The sequence below is a fragment of the Brevibacterium litoralis genome (assembly GCF_040212315.1).
Classification (GTDB): Bacteria; Actinomycetota; Actinomycetes; order Actinomycetales; family Brevibacteriaceae; genus Brevibacterium; species Brevibacterium litoralis.
The window spans coordinates 47,395-73,147 of record NZ_JBDIUY010000025.1 but is presented as its reverse complement, the minus strand read 5'-3'; the positions used below and the strand labels follow the sequence as shown (position 1 = coordinate 73,147).

The following is a 25,753-nucleotide window of genomic DNA, read 5'->3' as shown; positions in this document are numbered from 1 at the left end:
GCACCCTATCTCCCCTGTCCTCGCATGCGCTGTTGAGGGCAGGGGGTACGTGGGCTGGATGTGCTTTTTCGTGAGCCGGTGGGGCTTAGGCGAGCGTGGTGGTGGTGTGCGCGTGGTGGACCGGCCCCGGAGGGGTTTAGGTCCGGTCTCTCTCTCGTCGTGTTGTCGCGTTTGCTGTTTGTTATCCCGGCCCCTGAAAGGGCCGGGGATTGGTGGTTGTTGTGTCGAATGTGTTTGTTGAGCCGCCGCGTTTTGCGGAGGCGAATCGTCAACGTTTTAAGCGGTTGAAGGTTTCGCCTGCGCGTATTGCTGATGTGACGCGTTCGCGTGGTGTGGTTCTGCGTGGTCCGGTCGCGCCTTTGGTGTTGTCGGCTGATGATGCTTATGCTTTGGTTGATTTGATTGTTGACGCTTTAGAGTGTGATTCCGAGTGAGCGCGGTTTATTCCGACGCGTCAAGCGTCGAGCATGGCGGCATTGAATTGCAGACTATTGATTCGTTGAATGCCGGTGATTTCTTTGTGACTGATGCGATTGTTCAGCATGGCGGGTCTTCGCCTGTTCTGTTTCAAATGTTGGGCCGTGCTGGTAGTGGTTGGCGGGTGAATGTTTTTGGCGGTTCGGGTGATGGTGCTGCGCGTGCTGCGACGGTTTTCCGTCGCGGTTTGGGCGTGTGTGTGGTTCCGCCTGCGGTGGCGGGTGCCCGTATTGCTGACGCGGTGTCGGCGTTGACTGATTCTGAGAGTTCGGGTCTTGGTGCTCGTCGTGTTGATCTTCGCCCTATTGGCGGAGATTTGAGTACGGTGAGTGAACGTGTGGAGTTCGCGGCTTGAGTGTCGTGCAGCCTTATAGGCTGCGCTAACTTGTTGATTGTTGGCGGGCTGGACCTCGAAAGGTCTGGCCCTTTTCTGTTTGAGAGTGAAGGTAGTTATCTTGTCTGAGAAGAAGAAGACGAACGCTAGCGTTGCGACTGCTAGGGCTTTGCGTGAGGCGAGCGCGGCTTACCGTGACGCTTACAAGGTGTGGGTGGACGCCGATAAGGCGGCTGAGGCTGCCGAGGAGGCGGTCGAGTCGGCTCGTGAGGCGACGGTCGATGCCGTGGGTGATGCGCTTGATGGTGCGGTTGCTGAGGTGCAGCGGCTCGCGGTTCTGGCGGATCGTGCAGCGCGTGTCCGTGATCGTCGCCATGCGGAAGCGGCGGCCTTGCAGGAGCGTGTGCGGGCTGCCGAGGATGCGCATGCCGAGGCTGAACTTTCGGATTTGATTACGGAAGTGCAGGGAGCCTATGAGGGCCTTATGCGGCATCGGGACGAATATGTGGAGGCCGTGCAGGGTCTTGCGGATGATCTTGTGGATGACGTGTACGGCTATCAGGAGAAGCGTGCGCGGCTTGCGCGTCATGCTGGTAAGCATGAGCGTGTGCAGCGTGGTTCGTCTGCGCATGATGTGCGCGTGGACGGCACGTTGGTGCCGCAGGTGGTGCCGGTGCAGGTGCTTGATCCTGCCCCGTTCGATAAGCGTGCTCGTGCCGCTGACGCGGAGCGTCAACGGGTGCGTGCCGAGGCTGCGCGTGAGGATAAGGGTTTGACTGCGGAGACGGTGCGCCGGTCTAAGCGTGGTTCATGGATTGCACATGAGGAACAGCGGATTGCGGATGCTTTGCATGTGGCTGAGCATCGGATGCGGGAGGCGACGCGTGCGTCGCTGCCTGCCGAGGCTTCGCAGTGGCAGAAGCGGGTGCGTGAACTTGAGGGCGAGCGTGCGACGATCACGCGTCGCGTACCCCATGATCTGTGATCCTGGGGTTCAGGTGAAACAAATGTTTCACCACTGCCCTACGTTCGAGTGAGTGACTGAATGGAATGGCGGGGGTCTAGCGGCCCCCGCTATTCGTGTTTGTAGGGCCGTCTCGTTTTCCTACGCTGATGCTTTGGTTTATGGACGTTACCCCCCGGCCTGGTGGGAGACACCGGCCCTACCCTGTTCCTTCTCGTTTTCCTACGCTGATGCTTTGGTTTTGAGCCGTAGAATGGACGTTTGCTGTGGGCACCAGTTGTCTGGTGCCCTGTAGCCCACCGGATGTACCGGTGGGCACCCCGAGGCTCCCGGGGCATGACAAGACCCCCGGTTCTCGCCGGGGGTCATCGTCGTCGCTGTTGTCAGTCGATGGGTTCGAGGCTCTTGTCGATTGACCGGACGGTCGAGGCATACCACTTGGTTCCGCCTCGCGTGGTTGGCACTTCCTCGTCGGTGAGGGCGGCGGCGATTTTCGCGTAGGACAGTCCGGCGTCTCGGGCTTCTCGAATGCGGCGGACGATTGCCGAGTCTGTCTCCCGTCGCCGCCCCATGTGCTTTCCGGTTTCCGCTTTCCGCTGTGCCATTCCTTCGCGGGTGCGTTGACCGATCATCTTCCGTTCGAGTTGTGCGACCTGAACCGACATGCCGAGCGTGAAGTCTCCCATGGGGGTCGACGTGTCGATATCCATGTCTGACAGGATGATCGCCCATCGTTCCCGTTCGGCCCGCTTGGCGAGTCCTGACAGGTCGTGAACGTCGCGTGAGAGTCGGTCCGTGCGAAGTGCGAGCAGGTATCCGGCTTCTCCCTTGGCGAGCATGTCGAGTGCTCGCGTGATGCCGGGACGTTTGAGGCTCTTTCCGCTCGCCACGTCAGTGATGACGATAGGGTCGAGGCCTTTCCTCTTCGCGACCTCTCGCAGGGTCGCCTCTTGGGCGGGAAGGGATGCGCCTTCGCGCCCTTGCTCCTCGGTGGAAACACGGCAGTACAGGATCGCGGCGGTGGTGTCCGGTGTCGGGTTCATGCCGCCGATCATACACTAAGGGCTCCCTTTGTGTATGGGTGTGGTGCGGATCATCTTCATTTCCTCGTCTCGTCTCCCGGTCCCGGGGTCGAGGTCGGGGTCGAGGCGGGGCAGGCGGCGAGCCTGCCGGGGTCGAGCATGCGGCTCCGAGGTCGAGCATGCGGCCGGGCCTGCCGGAGCCCAGCCGTCGGGGCTTCCGGCATCGGTGCAGGCAAGCGCGCTGTACGGCTCTGTACGGGCCTAGGAGCGCAGGTCCGGTACCAAGTACCGGGCAGGGGATGTGAGGCCGTTCTAGGTGCCTTGTAGGGCCGCTGAGGGGCATGCCTGGTCTCGTTGCCCCTCGCGCTCGTCGCCCTGGTGCTCGCCGTCGTCGCCCTCGTCGAGGGCAGGGGGGAGGCACCCCCCGCGCCCGCGTCAGGGCATCGGTCGTGATAGCAGTCCTGGTCGCGGACAGGTTTTGATGCCGATAAGACAAGGAACCTTGTCTTTATTACTGGGCTTAGAGTGCGCCGCATGATAGGCGGCGGCTGCGTGTTTGGCAATGTGCACTGGCGGTGCACTGGTGCGCGATTTGACAGGATCATTGTCCTGTCACCTGCGTGTTCTTTCGTTGGCTCCAGTTCTGGGGGTCAAGAGGTCGTGGGTTCAAATCCCGCTAGCCCGACCACCCGAGAAGGTCCCGACTCCGATGGAGTCGGGACCTTCTCGCATTCAGCAGGAGAGATTGCACAGGTCTTGGCCCGCTGAATCGGTTTGGCCCCGTGAGATGAGCATCTCACGGGGCCAAACCGATTCAGTGGGCCGGAACTACCGGGGCCTCACTCCTTGGCGGCCCGCGCCCGTGCCATGTTCCCGATCACCTCGTCGAGCCACCCGACGACGGTCCGGATCTTCTCCGGGGTCGCATCGGCCGGCAGCCCGTCGGCGATCGCCCGGGCCCACATCCCCGTGAGGATCCGGATGTTCTCGGCGGCCAGCTCGGTCGGCCGGATGTGCGCGCCGCGGCCGTCGTGGGCGGCGGTGTCGCGCGTGACCATGCCCTTGCCGACGAGTGAGGTGATCGCCGAGGAGACGTTCGGCCGCTTGAGGCCCGTGGCCGTCGCGATCTCACTCGGTGCGCAGTCGTGGTGGGCGTCCACGTAGCGCATCACCAGTTGCTCGGTCGGTGTGAGGGAGACGAGGTCCGCGTCCCCCTCGTCGTGCAGGTCGATCTCGCGGGCGAGCGCCAGAACGGAATAGGCGAAGCCTGCCAGGCAACGCTGCGTGTCCTCGGTCCCCTCCGGAAATGCGGCGATGGCGTCCTCCCCCGGTGCTCCGGTCGTGCTCGTACCCTCGGTCATCGGTCTCCTCCGTGCTGCCCCGCGAGATCCCGCAGGGCGTCGTCGTACGCGGTCCCCGCCGCGGCCCCCTCCGGCCCCCCGGCGGCGGGTGTGGTCTCCAGGAACGTCCGCAGTCCGGCGAGCAGCCGGTCGACGTCCCGGTGGTCCGAGTAGGGGGCGAGCCCCATGCGCAGCCCCGCGTTGCCGGGCAACCCGAGACGGCGGACCGCCTCGTACGCGTAGAAGTCCCCGGCCGGGGCTAGCACGTCGTGTTCGGTGACCAGGTGCGCGTAGGCGGCCCGCACGTCGCGGCCGGGCAGGGTGACGGTCACGGTCGGGGTCCGTTGGGCGGCCACCGAGTGCACGACGACCTCCTCACCGAGTGCCGCGAGGCCCGCCTCCATGCGCTCCCGCAGGGCGTCCTCATGCTCCTCGAGGAGGGCGAAGGACGCCTCGAGCCGGGCACGCCGGGACATGGCACCGGCACCGTCGGTGCCCGCCGGGGCGGCGCCCCCGAACTCCTCCGCCAGGTCGGCGAGGAAGTCGACGGCGGCCACGACGCCGGACTGCAGTTCGTAGGGCAGGGTGCCGCGCTCGAACCGGTCGGGCACGGCGTCCGTCTGCGGGGCGAGCTTGTCGACCTCGACCCCGGCCAGCCACTGCGGGTCCGCGGCGAGCACGCCGCAGTGGGGACCCAGGAACTTGTAGGGAGAGCACACGAGGACGTCGGCGCCGAGTGCTTCCCGGTCGACCAGGCGGTGCGCCGCGTAGTGCACGGCGTCGACCCACACGAGCGCCCCGTGGGAGTGCGCCAGGTCCGCGATCCGGCGGACCGGCGGGATGGTGCCGAGGAAGTTCGAGGCGGCCGCGATGGCCACGAGGACGGTGTCGGGGCCGATGACCGCCTCGGCGGAGGCCGGGTCCAGGTCGCCCGTGGCCGGGTCGAGGTCGATCCACGCGACCGAGGCGCCCGCCCGTTCGGCGGCCTGCACCCAGGGCCGGACGTTCGAGTCGTGGTCGAGCCGGGAGACGACGACCGTGTCGCCCGGCCCCCAGGACTTCGAGAGGTAGCCGGCGAACTCGTAGACGAGCGCGGTGGCCGACCGCCCGTACACGATCCCCTGCGGGTCGGAGGCGAGGAAGTCCCCCATCGCCTCCCGGAAGTCGGCCATCGTCGCCGAGGCGGTCCGCTCGGAGAGGCTGCCCGTGCCCTTGTTCGACACCGGTCCGGTGATCCGCTCGTAGACGGCACGTCCCACCTCGATCGGGGTCTGGGTGCCGCCGGGTCCGTCGAAGTGCGCGGTCCCGCTCGCCAGGGACGGGAATCGCGATCGCAGTCGGGTGACGTCGTACGGGGTGGTGTCCTGCACAGGGCCTCCGTGATGGGCTGGTCGTCGGTGTCGGTCGTGTTGAGCACATCGCTCCGGGCACGTCCACTGTTCCGATTATCGTTCAGTCGTCGATCGTTCGTTCAGTTTCTCTGGTGATGGATCCACAAGAATCCGTCCCACCATACCGGTCGTGTGCCACTTCCCGCGGACACCGTCCGGATCTCCGCGGTCCAGGATCCGACTTTCCCACCGACATCGTTCCGCTATCGTGGCGCCCGAGGAGGACTTCACGGATGAAACGGATCGTCGCGGCAGCCGGTCAGGCGGGGTCCTGGATCGCCCTGGCCCCGAGTCTCGTCCCCCGCACCTGGTGGATGACCGCGATCAACGTGACGGTGAATGCCTTCGGCGCCCAGAAGCTCGCCGAGTCCCTCGACCGCGCACTCGGTCGACTCCCCCATCCCTGGCCCCCGGAGGGCCGCCGCGCCACCGTCTCCGACACCTTCGAGGCCCCCACCGGACTCTCCGAGGCCGGCCGCCGCCGCTGGAAACGCGACACCGTCCTCTTCGTCCTCGCCGCCGGCGGTTCCGTCCTGGCCCTGCGGCATTCGATGGACCGCCAACAGGAGGTCACCCGGCTCACCGGCGGGCCCGACTCCGACCCCGCCCTCAAGCAGTTCCTCGGCTACCTCGCGGGCCTGGGCGGCTGGTTCGCCCTCGACTCCCTCACCTCCCTGTCCTCCTACACCCGGCACGTCGTCGAGCGCCGGGTCAAGAAGGTCCTGCCCTTCGTGCCCTCGGTCGTCATCTCCGCCGGTGCGCTGGCCCTGTGGTGGAACTCCTACCGCTACGTCCTCACCGAGGTCCTCCGCTCCCTCGACGCCCGCGCCGTCGTCTCGGACTTCGCGCGGGTCCCCGGCGACGCCGCCCCGACCGAGCCCGAACGCACCGGGTCGCGGACCTCCCGCGAGCCTTTCTCGACCCTCGGCTACCACGGCCGCGGGTTCGTCTCCGCCGGACCCCGCGCGGACCGGATCGCCGCCGTCCGTGCCTCACTCGCCCGCCGCGGTCTACTGCCGGGACCCCTCCCCACCACCGCTCCCGAGGCGCCCTGGACCGGACCGAAGAACATCACCCCCGACACCACCCCCTCCCCCGGTCCCACCGGGTCCGAGCACGGCTCAGCCGGTCCCGCGCGGACCCCGATCCGGGTCTTCATCGGCCGCCTGGCCCATCCGACCCTGGAGGACGCGGCCGAGGCGGCGGTGGCCGAACTGGCCCGGGCCGGGGCCTTCGAGCGCAGTGCCCTTTTGCTCGTGACGAACACCGGGTCCGGGTGGATCCCGCAGTGGACGGTCGAGGCCGTCGAGTACCTCACGGCCGGGGACTGCGCTTCGGCCGCCGTCCAGTACTCCTTCGCCGGGTCCTGGCTCAACTTCCTCATCGGTCGGCAACAGGCCGTCGACTCCTCCCGGCTCCTCCATCGCGCCGTCCTCCGCCACCTTGCAGGGCTGCCCGAGGACGCCCGCCCCCGGCTCTACGCGACCGGCGAGTCGCTGGGCGCACTCGGCGGCAACGGCGCCTTCTTCGACCTCCACCACATGCGTCGCACTCTCGACGGCGCGGTCTGGACGGGGACCCCGCGGGCCACTCCGCTCGTCGGACGCCTCATCGACCGGCGGCGCCCGGGCACCCCGGAGATCCGGCCGATGATCGGACGCGGGGACATGGCCCGGTTCGTCACCCGCCCCGAGGACCTCCACCACGACTCCTTCGGCGAGCCCTACCCCGCCTGGACGGGTGCCCCGATCGTCTACGCCCAGCACCCCTCCGACCCGATCGTGTGGTGGGAACCGAAGGTCGTCTGGGAACGGCCCGACTGGATGGTCGAGCCCCGCGGGGAGGACGTGAGCGCCCACATGCGCTGGACGCCGTGGGCGACCTTCTGGCAGTTGAGTTCCGACATGCCCCGCTCCGTGAAACTGCCCGGCGGACACGGCCACAACTACCACGCGGAGGTCGTCCACTACTGGAACGAGGTCCTCGGCACCGGTCTCGATCCGCGTGCCTGTACGGCGCTCGGTGACGCGATCGCCACGGACCTCGGCCCGGCCACCGGGTCGCTCCCCCTCACCGATCCGGGCCCCTGGCAGACCGGCGCCCGCGAGGGTCACCGCCGCACGCCGATGCGCGGACTGCTGCGCGGGATCCGGGACCTCGCGCGGAAGATCCTCCAGGGATCCCCCGGCGAGAACGTGGTGTGACCGAACCGTGACGTGAGGGTGTTAACGTTCCAGCGTTCCTGATCCGCTGTGTCCGACGCTGCCCTGACCCCCGCACCCCACCGCACGCAACCCTCCCGTAAGGACGAATCCCCATCGTGACCTCCCCGACGATCCCCGACTTCGCCGCCGAGGCGCCCGCCCTCCTGCCGGACCTGCAGACCCTGCGCCGCGCCCTCCACGCCGACCCGGAGGTCGGCAACGACATCCCCCGCACCCGCGACCGGGTGCTCGCCGCACTCGACGGACTGCCCCTCACCGTCCACACCGGTGAGTCCCTCTCCTCCGTCGTCGCGGTCCTGGAGGGTGGCCGTCCCGGTCCGACCGTGCTGCTGCGCGGCGACATGGACGCCCTGCCCCTCACCGAGGACACCGGACTGCCCTACGCCTCGACGAACGGCGCCATGCACGCCTGCGGCCACGACCTCCACACCTCCGGACTCGTCGGGGCCGCCCGGCTGCTCGCCGCCCACCGGGAGGACCTGCCCGGATCCGTCGTGTTCATGTTCCAACCCGGCGAGGAGGGCCCCGGTGGGGCACGGCCGATGATCGAGGAAGGCCTCCTCGATGTCACCGGGCGCAAGCCGGTGGCCGCCTACGGCATCCATGTCGCCCCGGGCCCGCGCGGCACCTTCGCGTACCGGCCCGGCACCACGATGGCCGGGTTCGGGGACCTCGCGATCACCGTCCACGGCAGGGGCGGGCACGGGTCCAAGCCTTATGCCGCCGTCGACCCCGTGGCCGTCCTCGTCGAGATCGCCCAGGCACTCCAGACGATGGTCACCCGCCAGTTCGACGTCTTCGATCCGGTCGTCCTCTCGATCGGGCGGATCGAGGCCGGGACCGCGGCGAACATCATCCCGGAGACCGGGTCCCTCCAGGCCGCCGTCCGCGTGCTCTCCGGCACGAACGAGGTGGCCTTCGGTGAGGCCGCCCGGCGCCTGGCCGAGGGCATCGCCGCCGCCCACGGGGCCCGTGCCGAGGTCCGCTGGGAGATCGAGTACCCCGTGACCGTCAACGACGTGGACGAATCCGCCTTCGTCGACGACCGCCTCACCTCGCTCTTCGGTGCCGACCGCGTCGACACGATGGCCGATCCCCTCATGGGGTCCGAGGACTTCTCCTTCGTCCTCCGCGAGGTCCCCGGCTGCTTCTTCTTCCTCGCCGCCTCCCCCGAGGACGTCGACCCGGAGACGGCCGCCTGGAACCACTCCCCGCAGGTCCTCTTCGACGACTCCGTCCTCGCCGACCAGGCCGCCGCGCTGGCGGACCTCGCCTGGACCCGCCTGGCCCGCCACGCCGCGGAGTCCGCCGCCGGCTCCGCCGGAACCGACCACCCGGCCGCCGACACCGAGGGAGCCCACGCATGAGCGCCGTCCTCGCCACCGCGATCGTCCTCGCCTTCATCGCACTGGGCGAACTCGTCTCGATCGCCACCCGTGCCCGCGTCCCCGCCCTCCTCGTGGCGATGCTCACCCTCTTCGTCCTCGCCAAGGTCCCCGCGCCCTGGGGTGAGGGCTCGATCGTCCCGGCGGACATCGTCGAGGTCTCGACGATGGTGACCGTCGGCGCGCTCATCCAGCCGGCGATCATGGTCCACATGGGCTCGCTCATGCCGCTGCGGACCATGCTCCAGCAGTGGCGTGCCGTCGTCATCGCCGGTGCCGGCATCGTCGTGGCCACCGGCGTGCTCCTGGCCGTCGTCACGCCGCTCTTCGGGTTCGAGACCGCCGTCGCCGGCGCCGGACCGCTCGCCGGTGGCATCGTCTCGACCTCGCTCACGACGACCGGACTCACCGAGGCCGGGATCACGACCGCCGTCGTCGTCATCCCCTCGCTCATCCTCATGCTCCAGTCGCTGCCGTCCATGCCGGCCACCAACTTCTTCCTCCGTCGCTACGCGAACAAGCTCATCGCCTCCGGCGAACTCACGTCCGACGCCGAGGCGCCCTCCGGCTCTCCCCTCGCCGCCGGCTTCCCTGCCGCCGCGGAGGAGCGGAAGAAGCTCGTGAACCTCCCGCCGGCCCTGGTGAACAACCAGTTGTTCCTGCTCTTCCTCGTCTTCGCCGCGGGGTCCCTGGCCTACTGGATCGGTCAGCTCACGGGTGTGAGCTACTCGATCTGGGGTCTGCTCGTCGGCATCGGCCTCACGGCCCTGGGGATCCTGCCGGACAAGGTGCTGGAGCGGGCCAACTCCTTCACCATCGCGATGGCCGCGATCATCTTCATCGTCGTCGCCCCGCTCATGTCGGCCTCCGTCGAGGACGTCATCGCCTCGCTGCTGCCGGTCGCCTGCATCCTCGTCATCGGCATGGCGGGAATCCTCCTCGGCGGCTTCGTCGTCACCAAGCTCGTGAAGTGGGACGTCAACCTCGGCATGTCGGTGGCACTCACCGCCATGTACGGGTTCCCGGCCGACTACCTCATCACCCAGGAGGTCGCACGCTCCACCGGCCGCGACGACGCCGAACGCTCCGCCCTCATGGAACGGATGCTCCCGCCCATGCTCATCGGCGGGTTCACCTCGGTCTCCGCCGGCTCCATCCTCGTCGCGAGCATCCTCGTCGGACTGCTCTGAATCAGGAACCGAGACACACTCGTACGGCCCCGGGGAACCGTTCCCCGGGGCCGTCCGTGTGTCGGGTGACCCTCAGACCTGTACGCCGCCCTGGTAGACCGCCTCGACGCCGGTACGCAGGTCCGCGACCCCGATGTCCGAGAGATCGCCGGCGTGGAGGACCAGGTCGGCGATCGCACCGGGGGCGATCCGGCCGATTCCGTCGAGACCGATGAGCTCGGCGGCCGAGCCGGTCCCTGCGGCGAGCGCCTGCTCGACGGTCATGCCGACGGCGGCCATGAGCTCGATCTCCTCGAGGTTCTCCCCGTGCGGGCCGACCCCGGCATCGGTGCCCATCGCGATCTTCACGCCTGCCTCGTGCGCCTTGGCCACGGACTCGACGTGCACCTCGGCGACCATCCGGGCCTTCTCGACGAGCGCCGGGGGCAGTGCGGCACCCGCCTCGGCGCCGGCGATCACGGCCCGTGGCGCCTGGAGCGTGGGGACCAGCCACACGCCCTTCTCCAGCATCGCCTCGATCGTCTCGTCGTCGAGGTAGATGCCGTGCTCGATCGAGCGGACACCCGCCTCGACGGCGTTGCGGATCCCGTTCGTGCCCTGCGCGTGGGACATGACGTAGGTGCCCTGGGTCGCGCACTCCTCGACGATCGTCGCGATCTCCTCGCGGGTGAACTGCGAGTGACGCGGGTCGTCGGCGGCCGACAACACGCCGCCGGTCGAGCAGATCTTGATGTGGTCGGCGCCGGCGCGCAGGATCTCGCGGGCCTTGCGGCGCACCCCGTCGACCCCGTCGGCCACCCCGTCGGGGCGTCCCAGGTGCGGGGTCGTCATCGGCGAGTGCGCACCCGACGGCATGAACCCGTCACCGTGTCCGCCCGTCTGGGACATGATCGAGACCGCCGTGAGCGTGCGCGGTCCCCGCACGTAGCCCTGTTCGAGTGCCGTCTTGAGACCGAGATCCGAACCCCCGGCGTCACGGGCAGTCGTGACACCGGCCCGCAGGGTGCGCTCCATGAAGGCGACGGACTTGTAGAACTGGAGGGAGAAGGGCTCGGTGAAGGCGGTGAGCGAGCCCGCCCCCTCCGTCGTGAAGTGCACGTGGCAGTCGATGAAACCGGGGGTGAGGGTCTTGCCCTTCGCCTCGATCTCCTCGACCCGGTCGCCGGAGGGCACGATCGCCCGACCGCACGGGGTGATGTCGGTCACGGTGTCGCCGGTGACGACGACGTCCCGCATCCCGCGCAGGAAGGTACGCCCGTCGTGGACGGTGACGTTCCGGAAGACACGGGTGAGGGGCGCCTCGGCCGCGGGGGTCGACGCGGCGGCGGTGGACGGGGAGGTGGACGTCATGAGGGGAGACCTTTCCGTTCGGGCCCGTGGGGAGGGCCGGCGTGTGTCGTGCAGTCCACCCTATGTCCACCTCGGTTACGTACCCTTGTGCGGTGAGCACCACACTCCTGGCCGGATCCCTCGCCCCCGCAGCACGTACCCTCGTCGACCTCCTCATCGAGGTCGCGACCGAGCATCCGGAGGCGCCCGCCCTCGACGACGGCCGGACCGTCCTGTCCTACACGGAGCTGCTCTCCGCCGTCCGGGCGATGGCCGTCCGGCTGGCCCGCACCGGAGTCGGCCCCGGCTCCAGCGTCGGGGTCCGGGTGCCCTCGGGCAGTGTCGACCTCTACCTCTCGATCCTCGGCACGCTCATGATCGGCGCCGCTTACGTGCCCGTCGACGTCGACGACCCAGACGAACGCGCCCGCACCGTCTTCGGGGAGGCCGGCGTCGACGCCGTCATCACCGCGGGCGACCCCGAGGCGTCCGCCCCCTCTCCCCAGGACCTCCCCGGGCACGCCGCCCGGGTGAGGATCGCCGCGGCCGACGGCTCCGAACTGCCGGCCGTCGCCCTGTCGCGGGACGAACTGCGGGCCCCGGAACCCACCGACGACGCGTGGATCATCTTCACCTCCGGATCGACCGGCACCCCCAAGGGTGTGGCCGTCACCCACCGCAACGCCGCGGCCTTCGTCGACGCCGAGGCGCGCATGTTCCTCCAGGACGACCCCCTGGGCCCCGGCGACCGCGTGCTCGCCGGCCTCTCCGTCGCCTTCGACGCGAGCTGTGAGGAGATGTGGCTGGCCTGGGGCCACGGCGCCTGCCTGGTGCCCGCACCCCGTGCCCTCGTGAAGTCCGGCACCGACCTGGGCCCGTGGCTCTCCAGCCGTCGGATCTCCGTCGTCTCGACGGTGCCGACGCTCGCGGCCCTGTGGCCGCAAGCATCCCTCTCGGGTGTCCGCCTGCTCATCTTCGGCGGCGAGGCGTGCCCGCCGGAACTCGCCGCCCGCCTGTCCGACGGCACCCGCGAGGTGTGGAACACCTACGGCCCGACCGAGGCGACCGTCGTCGCCTGCGGCGCCCTCCTCGACGGCTCCGACCCCGTCCGCATCGGTCTGCCGCTCGACGGCTGGGACCTCGCGGTCGTCAACCAGGAGACGGGTCAGCCCGTGGCAGAGGGCGAGGTGGGCGAGCTCGTCATCGGCGGGGTCGGCCTCGCCCGCTACCTCGACGCGGCGAAGGACGCCGAGAAGTACGCGCCCCACCCGGAACTCGGCTGGGAGCGGGCCTACCGGTCGGGAGATCTCGTCGTCAACGACCCGGCGGGCCTGATCTTCCAGGGCCGCGCGGACGAGCAGGTGAAGCTCGGCGGCCGCCGGATCGAGCTCGGTGAGGTCGACGCGGCCCTGGCGTCCCTGCCCGGGGTCAACGGAGGCGCGGCCGCCGTCAAGGACACCGCCGCCGGATCCCAACTGCTCGTCGGTTACCTCGTCCCGGCCACCGGTACCGAGGCGGACACCGCCGGGTGGACCGAGCGGCTGCGCGAGGTGCTGCCGGCCGCCCTCGTCCCCCGCCTCGCGATCGTCGACGACCTGCCGACCAAGACCTCCGGCAAGGTCGACCGCAAGGCACTCCCCTGGCCCCTGCCCGGTGCCACCGGTGCAGGTGAAAGCACGGGTGAGGGCGCCTCGGGTGCGGAGGATCTCTCCGAGGCCGCCGCCTGGGTGGCCGGCGTGTGGGAGTCGGTGCTCGGGGGTGCCCCGGGCGTCGACACGGACTTCTTCGACGCCGGCGGCGGGTCGCTCGCCGCGGCCCGGCTGGTCTCCCTGCTGCGGGAGCGCCACCCGGCGATCACGGTGGGCGACGTCTACGCCCGCCCGCGGTTCGGCGCGCTCGCGGAGATGCTCACCGGGGAGGACGCGGTGGCCGCACAGCCGGCGGCGACGCCCCGGGACGTCGCCGAGGTGCCCGTCGGCTTCCGCTTCGCCCAGACCTTCGCAGGACTGCCCCTGCTGCTGTTCCCGGCCGTGCGGTGGGCCGTCCCGGCGCTCGTCGTCGGGCGGGTGGCCCACGAGTTCGGCGCGCCGGTGCCGGCCTTCGCGTGGTGGCTCATCGGCGCGCTGTGGCTGCTGTTCGTCTCCCCGTGGGGCCGGATGCTCCTGGCCGCCGGGCTCACCCGGGTGGCGATGCGCGGCATCCGACCGGGCGTGTATCGGCGCGGGGGTTCCGTGCACCTGCGTCTGTGGTGGGCCGAGCACGTCCAGGCGCTGGCCGCCCCCGTCTCCCCCGGGTCCGCACCCTGGGTCACGTGGTACGCCCGACTGCTCGGCAACCGGATCGGGCCGGACACGGACCTCCACTCGGTCCCGCCGGTCACCGGTCTGCTCACGCTCGGGGAGGGTGCGGCCGTCGAACCCGAGGTCGACCTGTCCGGCTGGTGGATCGACGGGGACGAGGTGCACATCGGCACCGTCGAGATCCGTGAGCACGCCTCCGTCGGTGCACGGTCGACCATGCTGCCGAACTCCAAGGTCGGCCCCGGTGCCGTCGTCGAGGCGGGCTCCGCGGTCTCCGGTGCCGTGAAGAAGAACCGGCGGTACTCCGGGTCGCCGGCCGTGCGCGTGGGCAAGGCCCGCGGCGACTGGCCGGACCCGCTCGATCGCAGGCCCCGGTCGCCCTTCCTCCTCTACGTCCTCGGTGCGCTCGGGCACAGCCTCATCCCCTTCGCGGCGGCCGTCCCGGCCCTCGCGCTCGTGGTCCGGATCGAGGGATGGGACGTGATCACGCGACCCCTGGCCCTGCTCGCCTGGACCCCGGCGGCCGCGCTCCTGTGGTTCTTCGTGTGTGCCCTCCTCATCGTCGCGAGCGTGCGGATCCTGGGGATCGGCATCAAGGAGGGCGTCTTCCCCGTCCGGTCGGGCATGGCCTACCGGGTGTGGGCGACCGAACGACTCATGGACGTCGCGCGGGACCTCCTGTTCCCGCTGTACGCCGGCATGATCACCCCCTGGTGGCTGCGCCTGCTCGGCACCGAGGTGGGCCGTGACGTCGAAGCCTCCACGGTCGTGCTCGTGCCCTCGATGACGAAGATCGCCGACGGGGCGTTCCTCGCCGACGACACCCTCATCGGCTCCTACGAGATGGGCCACGGCTGGATGCGGATCGGCCGGGCCAAGGTCGGCAAGCGGGCCTTCGTCGGCAACTCCGGGATGACCGCACCGGGCCGCAAGGTGCCCAAGAACGCGCTCGTCGCGGTGCTCTCGGCCACCCCGCCCAAGTCCCGCAAGGGGTCCAGCTGGATCGGCTCTCCCCCGGTCGAGATGCGCCGCAACGAGGTCGAGGCGGAGTCCGCGCTCACCTACGAACCGCCCGTGCACCTCAAGGTCGTCCGCGCCCTGTGGGAGACGCTGCGGCTGAGCTCGGTCGTCGTGGCCGGTCTCCTGGTGTTCGGCGTGGCCTGGGGGCTCCTGTGGCTCTCCCAGACCTTCGGCCTCGCCGGTGTCGTGCTCGGTGGGCCTCTCGTCCTCATGGCCGCCGGGTTCCTGGCCGCCGGGACCGCAGTCGTCACCAAGTGGCTGTTCTCCGGACGCATCGGCACCGACGACCACCCGCTGTGGTCCTCCTTCGTGTGGCGGACCGAGGTGGCCGACTGTTTCGTCGAGCTCATCGCCGCCCCCTGGTTCGCCCGGCCGGCCGCCGGTACCCCCGCCCTCGTCTGGTACCTGCGGGCCATGGGGTCGAAGCTCGGTCACGGCGTGTGGTGCGAGAGCTACTGGCTGCCCGAGGCGGACCTCGTGCACCTGGAGGACGGTTCCACCGTCAACCGTGGCTGCGTCGTCCAGACCCACCTGTTCCACGACCGCGTCATGTCGCTGGACCACGTCCGACTGGGTGTGGGGTCGACACTGGGCCCGAACTCCGTGATCCTCCCGGGTGCGGAACTCGGTGAGGGTGCGACCGTCGGACCCGTCTCCCTCGTCATGCGCGGAGAGGTGCTGCCCGTCGCCTCCCGCTTCATGGGCAACCCCGTCCAGCCCTGGGCGGACAAGGACTGATGTGCGACCCCGGGCGGACGAGGACGTGGACGTGGACCGATGAGCACGCTTCGGGTGACCGGCACGGAGTCCTGTGGGAACTCCCCGAAGAACCGGACGGTCGCCGAGTTCGTCGTGGCGCTGGCCCGCGGCGATCGTCCGGCCCTGGCCGCGCGAGTGGCGGATACCTGCACCCTCGACCATGCGACCGACCCCGGTGTTCCCGGGACGGAGGGCCGGGAGTCCGTCGTCGACGCATTGTGCGCGCGGGTCCCCGCACGGCTCACGGCGCTCCACGTCGACGGCGTGGCGACCCACGGCAAGGACGCCGCGGCCTGGGGTTCCTGGACCGCGGACGGCGTGCGCGCGTTCTGGTTCCTCGCGGGCACCTTCCGCACGGTGAAGGCCGAGGAGTTCGCCCGGCTCCGCCTGTCCACGGGATGACCCCGGGGCATGGTGGGACGGGCACCGCGGGACGGGCACCGCGGGACGTCACAGGGCGAGGTCGGGGCGCCTCGGCAGCGGGGTGTCGTGACGCGAGCGAAACGCGTTCCTGGTAGGACTGGGGTGTGAACTCCGCTCTCGAACCGTACACGCGCACGGGTGACCCCGCGTTCCGCGTGGAACACTACGACCTCGATCTCGACTACCGTGTGGGGCCCAACCGGCTCACCGGACAGGCGAGGATCCGACTGACCGGCCTGACCCGGACGAACGCGCTGCGGTTCGATTTCTCGGGACTGCGCGTGTCGAAGGTCCGGGTGGGTGGGAAGAAGGCCGGGTTCGCGCACACCGGCCGACAGCTCACGGTGCGTCCGTCCGGAGGTCTGGACGCCGGGCAGGAGCTCACCGTCACGATCGACTACGGCGGGGTCCCCGAACCGCACGAGGGCCTGTGGGGCGACGTCGGGTGGGAGGAACTCACCGACGGCGCGCTCGTGGCAGGGCAGCCCGACGGGGCGGGGACGTGGTTCCCGTGCAACGACCACCCCGGTGACAAGGCGACCCATTCGATCGCCGTGTCCGTCGACGGCGACTACACCGTCGTGTCGAACGGGCGCCTGGTCTCACGCCGCCGGAAGGCCGGCCGGACCCGCTGGGAGTGGGAGTCCGAGTCGCCGATGGCCCCGTACCTCGCGACCGTCCAGGTGGGCCAGTACCGGATCGAGGACGTGCCGGATCCGCAGCCGGTCCCCCTCGGCGAACCCGTACGGATCTGGGCGGCCGTGCCGCCGGTCATGTGGCCGCGTCTGCGGGAGGGACTCGGCCGGCAGCACGCGATGATGCGCGTCTTCGCGGACATGTTCGGACCGTTCCCGTTCGACTCCTACGGTGCGGTCGTCACCGAGGACGACCTGGAGATCCCGCTGGAGTCCCAGCCGCTGTCCGTGTTCGGGCCCAACCACTTCAGGTCCGGCTGGGAGGCCGAACGTCTGGTCGCGCACGAGCTCGCGCACCAGTGGTTCGGCAACTCCGTGACGCCCACGCGGTGGCAGGACATCTGGCTCAACGAGGGGTTCGCCTGCTATTCGGAGTGGCTGTGGTCGGAGGCCTCCGGGCGGAAGCCGGCCGCGGAGCACGCCACCCTCCACCGCGCCCGACTGCGACGTCCAGCCGGCGCCCCGCTCGTCGACCCCGGTGCCGAGCGGATGTTCGACGACTGGGTCTACAAGGCCGGTGCCCTCACCCTGCACGCCCTGCGGGGGTTCGCCGGGGACGCGGCCTTCTTCGCCCTCCTCCGCGACTGGGCCACCGAGCACCGCCACGGGTCGGTCACGACGGACACGTTCCAGACCCACGTCTTCCGGCACCTCGGCAGCGAGGGCCGCGACCTCCTGCGCTCCCACCTGGAGGGGTGAGGGCCTGCCCTGGAGGGGTGAGGGCGAGGGGAACAGGTACCGGGAACTGCGCGGTTCGGCGTTCCGGGAATCAACTGCTGAAGAATCTGCGGTTTCGCGGCGGACGGATCTCGCAGCTTTGCCAACACCTGATCGGGCGTGACCGCAGGTTTCCCAGCACCTGGTCGGCGCTGCTGTTCTTCCGCCCACTGAGCCGTGTGAGGTTCCGCAGTGCCATCCCGTTCTGCACCCCCGACGAGCGCTCGATCGTGGTGCGGCTGAACGGGCAGAAGTAGCGTGAGCTGCATGCCCGCTGACCCCATGACGTTCGAGGAGCCGTTCCGGTCGATCGTCCGCGCCACCATCGGATTCGAATCCGACCCGACTCCGGCCACCGAGGACACCTTGCGACACGCCCTGCGCGAGGCACTCATGCAGGGCTACTCCCCCGAGGTGGTCGCCGTCGAATCACACATCAGCGTGACAACCATCCGGCACTTGATCCCGGACACCGACGTACGCACCGACGGTTGGACGATCACCTGGGCACCCGACGATCCAGAAGCCTCACCAGCGGAGTAACACCTCGGCGTGTGGACTTCTCGGCGTCAACGATCTGCACCTACCACGGGTCCCAATTGCCGGAGCCGATTCAGGCGTCGGAACCACTCCACCCCGGGTGAGTTCCCGGAGACCACCATCGGAGGTCGCCCGCCCTCGCGTGAGTCCACCGCCGGGCGGCTGAACGTGCAGCGTCGCCCGTTCCGAGCTTTCCGTGCGGTTCGAGCGGCCCGCGCGCTTCCACGTCCGTCCAGGCCTCTTGCCACGCTCCCGAGGCGCCCGGTCCGGGAAGGCCTCTCCTGACCCTCGATCGGCTTCCGAGGTGCCCCGGTTACCTGTATCGAGGCTTCGGCGCCCGGATCTCCGTGACCGGTGACCCACCCGGTCCCCCTCGTCCCGGTCGTCCGTGCCCCGTGCCCCGTGCTCCGGGAGTTCGGGGCCCCGGTCCTCGGGTGGCCGCGGGCCGTGCGACATGCCGTGCGACCGGTCGCGAGGCCGGCCACCAGAAAATTCTCGAAAAACTTTCGCATCCCCCTCACCGGGGGATACACCGCTTCCAGGTGCTCGGGAACCGGAATCCCGTCGTTCTGGACCCGGATCTGCAGGATGTGTGTCCGAGGCCACCTGGACGATGGGAACACGAATCGAATCCAGGCCGGAACCGGCCGCGGCGGACGCACCGCCACGCAGCGGTGGACCGGCCCCGATCACGAGGCACGGCGAGGAGGTGAACGACGATGACGACCACACACCCGAGCATCTGGACCACAAACCTGGCCCCTGCACGCGCACAGACCGACGACGCGTTCCCGGCCTCTGCGACCCCTCCTGAGAGCGGATCGGACGTCGAGGAGATGAGCCGGGACGACGGCCACCTCGACACCGACGGTACGGCGACCGCAGACACCGGTCAGGCCGGCGGTGCAACGACCACAGGTACTGGGCAGGCTGCCAGTAGCCGGGTGGCCAGCCCCGAGTACTCGGAGACTTCCGGTGACGAGTCGGTGGAGGCAGAACAGCCTGTCCGGGAGCTGGATGGGCGTGCTGCCGGGCGTGCCCGCCTGAAGGGGTTGGAAGAGCATCTGGTGGAGGCGGACGAAGCGGGCATGGTCCGGTGGCGGAAGATCGCCGGGTACGTGTTGGCTCAGGCGGTCCTCGGGTGTGAGGAGACCGCGGACCTCTCCGCGTGGTCCGGTGAGGTCGAGGCGATCCACGAGACCCTGGGCCGGTGGGACCGGGCGGCAGCGGCCGCGGAGGCCGTGGAAGAGGCCGGGCAGGTGATGGAGCAGGCGAAGACGGCCGCGGATGCCGCCGAGGCTCGGGAGCAGCGACTCCTGACCGCGTATTGGGAGGAGGTCGAGCAGGCCCGCGACTATGTCCGGACGGGTCTGCTCGGCCGGTTCGGGAACCCGGGTGCGGACTCCGGTGCGGGTGCCGGCACGGCGACTCCTGCAGGGTCTCCCACCGAAGCGGACGAGACCGGCGACTCCACCGCGAACAGCGAGTCCACCGATGCCGCTGGCGCCACAGATGTCGCCGCGACAACCGTTGCAGGTGGGGACGGCGCTGCCACGGGGCAGGTGGTGAAGTCGTCCGTGGTCGTGGCCTCGGCCGGGGAGCGGTTCGCGAATCGGGTCACGGGTCTGCTCGACAAGCTGGTCTGCCCCGCCTGCCGTCGGCCGGTCACCACACCGGTGTCGACGGTGTGTCGTTCGGGTGTGCATGTTCGACCGGCCGTGCCCTCCTACACGTGTCTACCGGGCAGTAAGGCCTCGCCGCCGGTCCGGGAGTATTTCCTCGCCGAACTCGCCGAGACGGTCGCACCCGTCACGTGTGCCGGCCCGCTTTGGCGCGTGACCTGCGAGGTCACGTCGGTCTTCCGCGCCACGTCCCGACCCGAACCTCGCGAGAACACTGCGACGACCCCGAACGGTGGTGATGCGGCGGGCTCGATGGTGGGTGCTCCCGAGGGCGGGTGTGTGACGCGTCGGGTGGGTCCGCGGTCCGGTGAGCGCCTGTTCGACCCGGACACGATGCGCTTGAGCACCGGCGGCACCACCACTGTGGACTCCGGGCACAGCGCTGCGGTTGACGGGCCCGTCGAGAATTCCGATGCGCACCTCGCCACCACTGGTGGGGTGGGTGGCGGCACGGCATCGTCGTGGACGGTGCACAAGCCCTCCCGGACGACGACACGCTCCGGTGACCGGCACTCCGCGGCCATCGACTCCTGGCACGTGCCTGCCGACGAGAGTCTCGTCGAGGCGGTCATCTGCCTGCAGGTGGAAGCCGAGATCCTGCTGCGGACCGCCGAGATGAACATTCATGCCGCGATCCACACCACCGACCAGGCCCGCACTGCACTGAAGACCGCCACGGAGACCGTCCAGGAGGCAGTACAGACCGCAGACGAGGCGACCGCGGCGCTGCCGGAGGCGGGTGTGCGGGAGTTCCCGGCCGCAAACGCCACCCAGTCGTTGTCGACCTGGGTGAAGGAACACGTCGGGGTCCTCGACTACACGACACTCGCCGCGACCCTGTATCTCACGGAGGGTCGGACGCGGCGGGTGGTGCGGGAGGCGGTGACGGTCGTCTACGGGCTACCGGAGTTCTTCGCGCGTGCCCGGGCCGGTGAGTTCCGGCTGTCGCACGTGGAGTGTGCCGGGCAGCTGTGCAAGAACCTCCCGGCAGGTGTCCTTGCCCGGGTCGATAGGTTTCTGGCCCAGCGGCGGGCGCTCGTGTCTTTGGAGACGTTTCGGAAGTCCTTGCAGGAGTTGATCGATTCGTTCCAGACCGTCGAGGACAAGGCAGAGGTCGCCTGTGAGCAGCGGCGGTTGGATTTCATGGTGAATCGGGATGGGTCGGCGACGGTGGCGATCACCGGTGAGTTGACGCGCGTGTATGCGGCCTATCGGCGGTGGGATGGTCTGGCGCGGGCGATCCATCGGGGTCTGGACATGTTCGACGAAGTCCCCGAGGGCCGGCGGATCGCTGAGGACCGGACTCTGGAGCAGTTACGGGCGGATGTCGCTTTGGACTCGTTCCCGGAAGCCACCATCCGCACCATCCCCACCAACGTTCCCGAGGTCGAGGAGACCACGGCGTCCTGCGGCGTCAGCACTGCTGAGGCAGAACGTGTGGTCGACAGTCCGGGTTCCGTCACTGCGCCGAACGCTGCTGATGAGGCAGGGGCCGCCGGTGAGGACCGTGGTGATGCCGGGGATGCGGGTGGGGTGCGGTTCGTGACGGTGCGGCTACCGGATTCGGATCGGTTCCTCGCCCGGCAGGCACAGGTGAGCGTGACGGTTCCGGCCTTGACGCTGTTGGGGCAGGCGGAGCTGCCGGGACGGCTCCCGGACGGCTCGCCGGTCCCGGCGGAAACGGCCCGCTTGTTGGCGTCGGGGTGTGGGACGTGGACGCGGATCCTCACGGATCCGGCGACCGGCACACCCTTGGATGCGCGGGCCAGACGGTATGCGATCCCGGACGAGGTGCGTGTCGGGGTCGGGGCCCGGTGGGGGATGTGCACGGTACCCGGGTGTACCCGGGCGGCCTACCGGTGCGAGATCGACCATGTCGAACCGTTCTGTCAGGCTGATCCGGGCCGGGGTGGGTTGACGGTGTTCGGGAACCTGCATCCTCTGTGCAAGATGCATCATCAGGCGAAGACCGATGGCGTGCTGGGAGTGGCTGCCGAGGCCTCGGGTGCCCGGGTGTTCGAGTTGGCGTACGGGCGGAGTGTAGACGTGTTCCCGCCGGAGCATCCCGGTGAGGTCCGGCATGCCTTCGCGATGCTCAGCCCCGACTTCCTGGGCCTGGACACGGACAACGACGAGAACCCCGGGCAGGGCACGGTTCCCGGGAACGACACCGACGCTGACCCCACCACCAGTACGGACCCCACTACCGACACTGACCTCGCCACTGGCACCGCAACTGAGCCGGCCCCCGAGTCGGACGCCGATATTGTCGTGTCGCCCGGGGGTGGGACGGATACCAGAGTCAAGGGGACGAGTGTGCCCACCGACGGGACGAGTGGGTCCACCGACGGTCCCGGCGGGGCGCACGCGGCGACGGGTGCATCCATTGATGGGACACGTGTGTCCCTCGACGGCGCGAGCGGGTCCGCCCGCGGTCCCGGCGGGGCGAACGAGGCGACGGGTGCGTCCACGGTCGGGTCGGGTTCTGCCACTGGCCGGGGTGGTGACGTGGTCGGTGGCACGAGGGGGCCGGCCGACGGGACGAGTGGGTCCGTAGGCGGGGCGAGTGTGTCCACGGACGGCACCGTCAACCAGGCCCGCACCGCCGATGATGCCGGTACAACCTCCGGCACCGCCGACGAGGCCAGCTCCGCGTCCGGCACCACTTCCAGTGCCGGCGCCGACGCCGATGCCGAGTTCGGGGTCCGAGGGTTGCCGCACTGGTCGTGGGGTCCGCCGCCGGACGACGCGGGCCGCTCCCAGTACTGGGACGACGAATCCCCGCCGTTCTGATCCTCAGACCTGGCGGAGGAGGAGCACCGCGTCGTCGGGGGTGCGGCCGATGCTCGTGAAGCCGAGCTCCTCGAAGAGGGTGATCGCGCCGTTGGACTCGTCGACGGCGGCGCTCACGGCCTCGTGCCCGGCGAGTCGCGCGAGTTGCAGCGCCGCGGCGACGAGCTGACGCCCCAGCCCCTCGCCCTGGTGGTCCGGGGCCACTGCGACCATGAGTTCCGGGATCGACGCCGAGACGAGACCACGGGTCGGGACGTCTGCATCCGGCAGCCGCATCCAGGCGGCGCCGTGCGCCTCTGCGACACCCGCGGGGACCTGGTCGTCCGCCCGACCGATCACCCCGAGGTCCCCCTCGCGTCCCCAATCGGCGACGTGGCCGAACGCCACGGGATCGTCGGCGAGCGCCGCTGCGTCACGGTGCGGCCGGTCGAGCGACCAGTTCATCGCGTGGACGAGGAACGGCAGCAGGTCCTCGGTGCGCGTACGGATCGCGTCGTCCGTAACGGAAACGCTGTCAGCGCCGTCAGCGCAGCCGGAGGCACCCGAACCGGCAGTGCCACGAGTGGTGTCGGTGTCCGGGGCGATGGAACGGTCCGTGCCGGAAGTACCGGCGGCTGCAGGGAAAGGAACGATTCGGGTCACCGGAGAAGGATACCCAGCGTCCGACACCGCACCCACCGAGGGCCCGCCGCTGTGCGCACCACTTCGTCCCGTGCTCACCTGCGGTCCTGCACGAGGCCTCGCAGCGGCGTACCCTGGGAGGCCCAGGTCCGGCCGACGACGCCCGGACCCACCCCGACCGGAGGACAGTGGCCCTCATGGGCCCGCACGATCCACGCCCGCTCCCGACACGAGCCCGCTCACGGAGAGCCGGGATCGGGTCCGCAGGCGGAACCGTCACCGCAGCCGCCGAGGCGCCCTCACCTCCTGCCGAGCACGCCACCTCGGACTCCGCGTCGTCCGATGTTGGTGTGTCGGATGGGGGACCGGGCAGTGGGACGGATGCCGGGACCAACGCAGACGCACCGGACCCGGACGCATACCCATGTGAACCGCCGGCGACCGTCGAACACGACCCGACCGGGCAGGCGGCTATGCAGGCGTATCTGTTCGACAGCGTCGCCGAGATGGCCGCACGCGTCGACGTGGTCGTCCGTGCCTGTGTGGGTGAGCCGTTCCTCAACCGGGAGGACGTCGGCAAGGAGTACGACGACCCGTGCGGGGACCAGTACGCCGCGCCCCTCCACGTGACCGAAGTGATCGCCGGCGACATCGACCCGGCGAACGAGGAGATCGTGATTCCCACCGGCTTCGCGGCCCCGGAAGCCGACACGGGCGACGAGTACGTGTTCTTCCTCCTCGATCAGGAGAAGGAACGGGAACGCCCGGGGCACGACTCGGACACCACGAGTGGAACGGGTCCCGTCGTCGCGCCCACCCACTCGATCATCAGCACGCAGGGCGTCATGGCCGAGAACGAGGACGGCACCATCCTCCTGGTCCGGTCCGAGAAGTTCACCATGTTCCAGCAGGCCGCGACGATCCCGTGGGACGACCTGCCACAGGTCGTCGAGGACGCCCGGAGCTGAACCGCCCGTCCGGAACTGAATCTTGACCGGAACCGGGCCCCGCCGCCGAGGCGCCCCGACTCCGGCCACACACCCACTGGTCACAGCCGCATCGACTGGTCGCAGATGCTCGTTTCAGGCGCCCGCGACCTGTCATCCGTGAACACCGGATACGGCTGCGAACACTCGATGCACCTGAACCCCGCCGGTGCCGGCGACATCCGGAACGGACGGCACCCCGGAGCTGAACACCGGTCCGGAGCTGAAACCCGCCCCTCAGCTCCCCTTCCGCTCCGCCCGGAGGATCCATCCGTCGTCACGCACGCGCCAGCCCAGGCCGATACCGCGGAAGGCGAGGAAGCCCAGGCAGAAGGCGCCCCACAGGACGAAGGCGTTGCGCCACCAGATGCTCAGGAGCAACACCGACCCCACGTACGCCACCATCGCCAGGACCATCGCCACACCCAGGTACTTCTGGTCCTCCGCCCCGAGCAGCACGCCGTCGAGGGTGAATACGTAACCGGCCAGGGGCATCGAGAGCGCGAGGATCCACGCGAGCGGCGTGACGAGGGCGATCACCTCGGCGTCGCCGGAGAACAGACGCCCCAACCACGGGGACACCGCGAGCAGCAGGACACCGACGACGACCCCGAATCCCACACCCCACACGATGAGACGCCGGTTGATCCGGCCGACGGCCACCCGGTCCTTCCTGCCCAACTGCAGGGCGATGAGTGCCTGTCCTGCGATCGCGAGCGCGTCGAGGCACATGGCCAGGGAGTTGAAGAGCGTCTGCATCACCTGGATCGCGGCGAGCGGCACGGTGCCGAGCGCGGTCGTGAGGACGACGAGTGTGATGATCGAGCCGCGCAGACCGGCCGAGCGCAGCAGCAGCCACACCGAACCGCGGGCCGAGACCCAGATCCCGTCCCAGTCGGGACGGATGGAGGCGGAGTTGCGGCTGGCGCCTCGTCCGGCGACGACGAGGTAGACGGTGCACATGGCGGCGTTCGCGAGGACGGAACCGAGTGCGGACCCGGCCACGCCCATGCCGACGCCGTAGATGAAGACCGCGTTCAGCACGATGTTCACCGCGAACCCGCCGACCGCCACGTACAGGGGCGTGCGCGTGTCCTGCATCCCGCGCAACAGGCCGGTCGCCGCGACGACGACGAGCATGACGGGCAGGCCCCACCACGTGATGTGCAGGTACCCGAGCGCGAGCGAGGCGACCTGCCCCGAGGTGCCGAACCAGCCGACCACCGTCGACAGCAGCGGGAACCCGCAGGCCATGAGCACGAGCGCGGTCAGCAGTGCCAACCAGATGCCGGAGAAACCCGCCGTGATCGCGCCGGGCAGGTCACCGGCACCCAACCGGCGGGCCACCCGGGGTGTGGTCGCATAGGCGAGGAACACCATGAAGCCCATGACCGTGCCGACGACCGTCGTGGCAATCGCCATGGCGGCGAGTGCATCGGGTCCCAGGTGCCCGACCATCGCGGTGTCCGCCATGAGGAAGAGGGGTTCGGCGGCGAGCGCGCCGAGGGCCGGCAGGGCCAGGCGGAGGATGTCACGGTCGAGAGTACGCACGAGGGTCCA

18 protein-coding genes are annotated in these 25,753 nt (G+C 69.7%); 12 read left to right on the top strand and 6 right to left on the bottom strand.

What is annotated here, in order from left to right:
- Window positions 1-212: 212 nt before the first annotated feature.
- The 3 genes from AAD496_RS09320 to AAD496_RS09310 all read left to right on the top strand — a co-directional run bounded on the left by AAD496_RS09320 (window position 213) and on the right by AAD496_RS09310 (window position 1,796).
- The gene (locus AAD496_RS09320; RefSeq protein WP_349828404.1) at window positions 213-434 is read left to right on the top strand and encodes a hypothetical protein; all 222 of its coding nucleotides are present in this window, start codon (window positions 213-215) and stop codon (window positions 432-434) included.
- A complete protein-coding gene (locus tag AAD496_RS09315; RefSeq protein ID WP_349828403.1) occupies window positions 431-832 on the top strand; it encodes a hypothetical protein in 402 nt (133 codons plus the stop codon). The genes AAD496_RS09320 and AAD496_RS09315 overlap by 4 nt, the downstream gene beginning before the upstream one ends.
- Window positions 833-932: 100 nt before the next feature.
- A complete protein-coding gene (locus AAD496_RS09310) occupies window positions 933-1,796 on the top strand; it encodes a hypothetical protein (protein ID WP_349828402.1) in 864 nt (287 codons plus the stop codon).
- 362 nt (window positions 1,797-2,158) lie between these two features.
- On the opposite strand, the gene AAD496_RS09305 is transcribed toward AAD496_RS09310, so the two are convergent.
- The 3 genes from AAD496_RS09305 to AAD496_RS09295 form a co-directional block, all read right to left on the bottom strand.
- Complete coding sequence (locus AAD496_RS09305; RefSeq protein ID WP_349828401.1) at window positions 2,159-2,818, bottom strand: recombinase family protein; 660 nt, start codon at window positions 2,816-2,818, stop codon at window positions 2,159-2,161.
- Window positions 2,819-3,636: 818 nt separating this feature from the next.
- The gene (locus AAD496_RS09300; RefSeq protein ID WP_349828400.1) at window positions 3,637-4,158 is read right to left on the bottom strand and encodes a MarR family winged helix-turn-helix transcriptional regulator; all 522 of its coding nucleotides are present in this window, start codon (window positions 4,156-4,158) and stop codon (window positions 3,637-3,639) included.
- Entirely contained in the window at window positions 4,155-5,507 is a 1,353-nt protein-coding gene (locus AAD496_RS09295; RefSeq protein ID WP_349828399.1) for a cysteine desulfurase-like protein, read from the bottom strand. Before AAD496_RS09295 ends, AAD496_RS09300 begins: the two co-directional genes overlap by 4 nt.
- A gap of 254 nt (window positions 5,508-5,761) precedes the next feature.
- Between AAD496_RS09295 and AAD496_RS09290 the strand changes: the two genes are divergently transcribed.
- From AAD496_RS09290 to AAD496_RS09280, 3 genes are all read left to right on the top strand, one after another.
- The gene (locus AAD496_RS09290) at window positions 5,762-7,732 is read left to right on the top strand and encodes an alpha/beta-hydrolase family protein (RefSeq protein WP_349828398.1); all 1,971 of its coding nucleotides are present in this window, start codon (window positions 5,762-5,764) and stop codon (window positions 7,730-7,732) included.
- Window positions 7,733-7,848: 116 nt separating this feature from the next.
- Window positions 7,849-9,120 carry a M20 metallopeptidase family protein gene (locus AAD496_RS09285; protein ID WP_349828397.1) on the top strand — a complete coding sequence of 424 codons (1,272 nt, stop codon included), beginning with the start codon at window positions 7,849-7,851 and terminating at the stop codon, window positions 9,118-9,120.
- Window positions 9,117-10,328: a hypothetical protein gene (locus AAD496_RS09280; protein WP_349828396.1), complete on the top strand. Its 1,212-nt coding sequence runs from the start codon at window positions 9,117-9,119 to the stop codon at window positions 10,326-10,328. The genes AAD496_RS09285 and AAD496_RS09280 overlap by 4 nt, the downstream gene beginning before the upstream one ends.
- A 72-nt stretch (window positions 10,329-10,400) precedes the next feature.
- On the opposite strand, the gene AAD496_RS09275 is transcribed toward AAD496_RS09280, so the two are convergent.
- Entirely contained in the window at window positions 10,401-11,678 is a 1,278-nt protein-coding gene (locus tag AAD496_RS09275) for a metal-dependent hydrolase family protein (protein WP_349828395.1), read from the bottom strand.
- Window positions 11,679-11,740: 62 nt separating this feature from the next.
- Here AAD496_RS09275 and AAD496_RS09270 point away from each other — a divergent pair, with 62 nt between their 5' ends.
- From AAD496_RS09270 to AAD496_RS09250, 5 genes are all read left to right on the top strand, one after another.
- Entirely contained in the window at window positions 11,741-15,715 is a 3,975-nt protein-coding gene (locus AAD496_RS09270; RefSeq protein ID WP_433913750.1) for a Pls/PosA family non-ribosomal peptide synthetase, read from the top strand.
- Between the two features lie 39 nt (window positions 15,716-15,754).
- Entirely contained in the window at window positions 15,755-16,138 is a 384-nt protein-coding gene (locus AAD496_RS09265) for a nuclear transport factor 2-like protein (RefSeq protein ID WP_349828393.1), read from the top strand.
- Between the two features lie 125 nt (window positions 16,139-16,263).
- Window positions 16,264-17,553 (top strand): M1 family metallopeptidase, encoded by a 1,290-nt coding sequence (locus tag AAD496_RS09260; protein WP_349828392.1) that lies wholly within the window; start codon window positions 16,264-16,266, stop codon window positions 17,551-17,553.
- Window positions 17,554-17,838: 285 nt separating this feature from the next.
- Entirely contained in the window at window positions 17,839-18,114 is a 276-nt protein-coding gene (locus tag AAD496_RS09255) for a hypothetical protein (RefSeq protein ID WP_349828391.1), read from the top strand.
- 716 nt (window positions 18,115-18,830) lie between these two features.
- Window positions 18,831-22,586, top strand: a complete 3,756-nt coding sequence (locus AAD496_RS09250) for a hypothetical protein (RefSeq protein ID WP_349828389.1) — start codon at window positions 18,831-18,833, stop codon at window positions 22,584-22,586.
- Between the two features lie 3 nt (window positions 22,587-22,589).
- Here the strand turns inward: AAD496_RS09250 and AAD496_RS09245 are convergent, their stop codons facing one another.
- The gene (locus AAD496_RS09245; protein ID WP_349828387.1) at window positions 22,590-23,228 is read right to left on the bottom strand and encodes a GNAT family N-acetyltransferase; all 639 of its coding nucleotides are present in this window, start codon (window positions 23,226-23,228) and stop codon (window positions 22,590-22,592) included.
- Between the two features lie 485 nt (window positions 23,229-23,713).
- Here AAD496_RS09245 and AAD496_RS09240 point away from each other — a divergent pair, with 485 nt between their 5' ends.
- Window positions 23,714-24,175, top strand: coding sequence for a hypothetical protein (locus tag AAD496_RS09240; protein ID WP_349828385.1), 462 nt, complete (start codon window positions 23,714-23,716; stop codon window positions 24,173-24,175).
- 255 nt (window positions 24,176-24,430) lie between these two features.
- Here AAD496_RS09240 and AAD496_RS09235 read toward each other — a convergent pair whose 3' ends face one another.
- Window positions 24,431-25,744 (bottom strand): MATE family efflux transporter, encoded by a 1,314-nt coding sequence (locus tag AAD496_RS09235; RefSeq protein WP_349828384.1) that lies wholly within the window; start codon window positions 25,742-25,744, stop codon window positions 24,431-24,433.
- Between the last annotated feature and the right edge of the window lie 9 nt (window positions 25,745-25,753).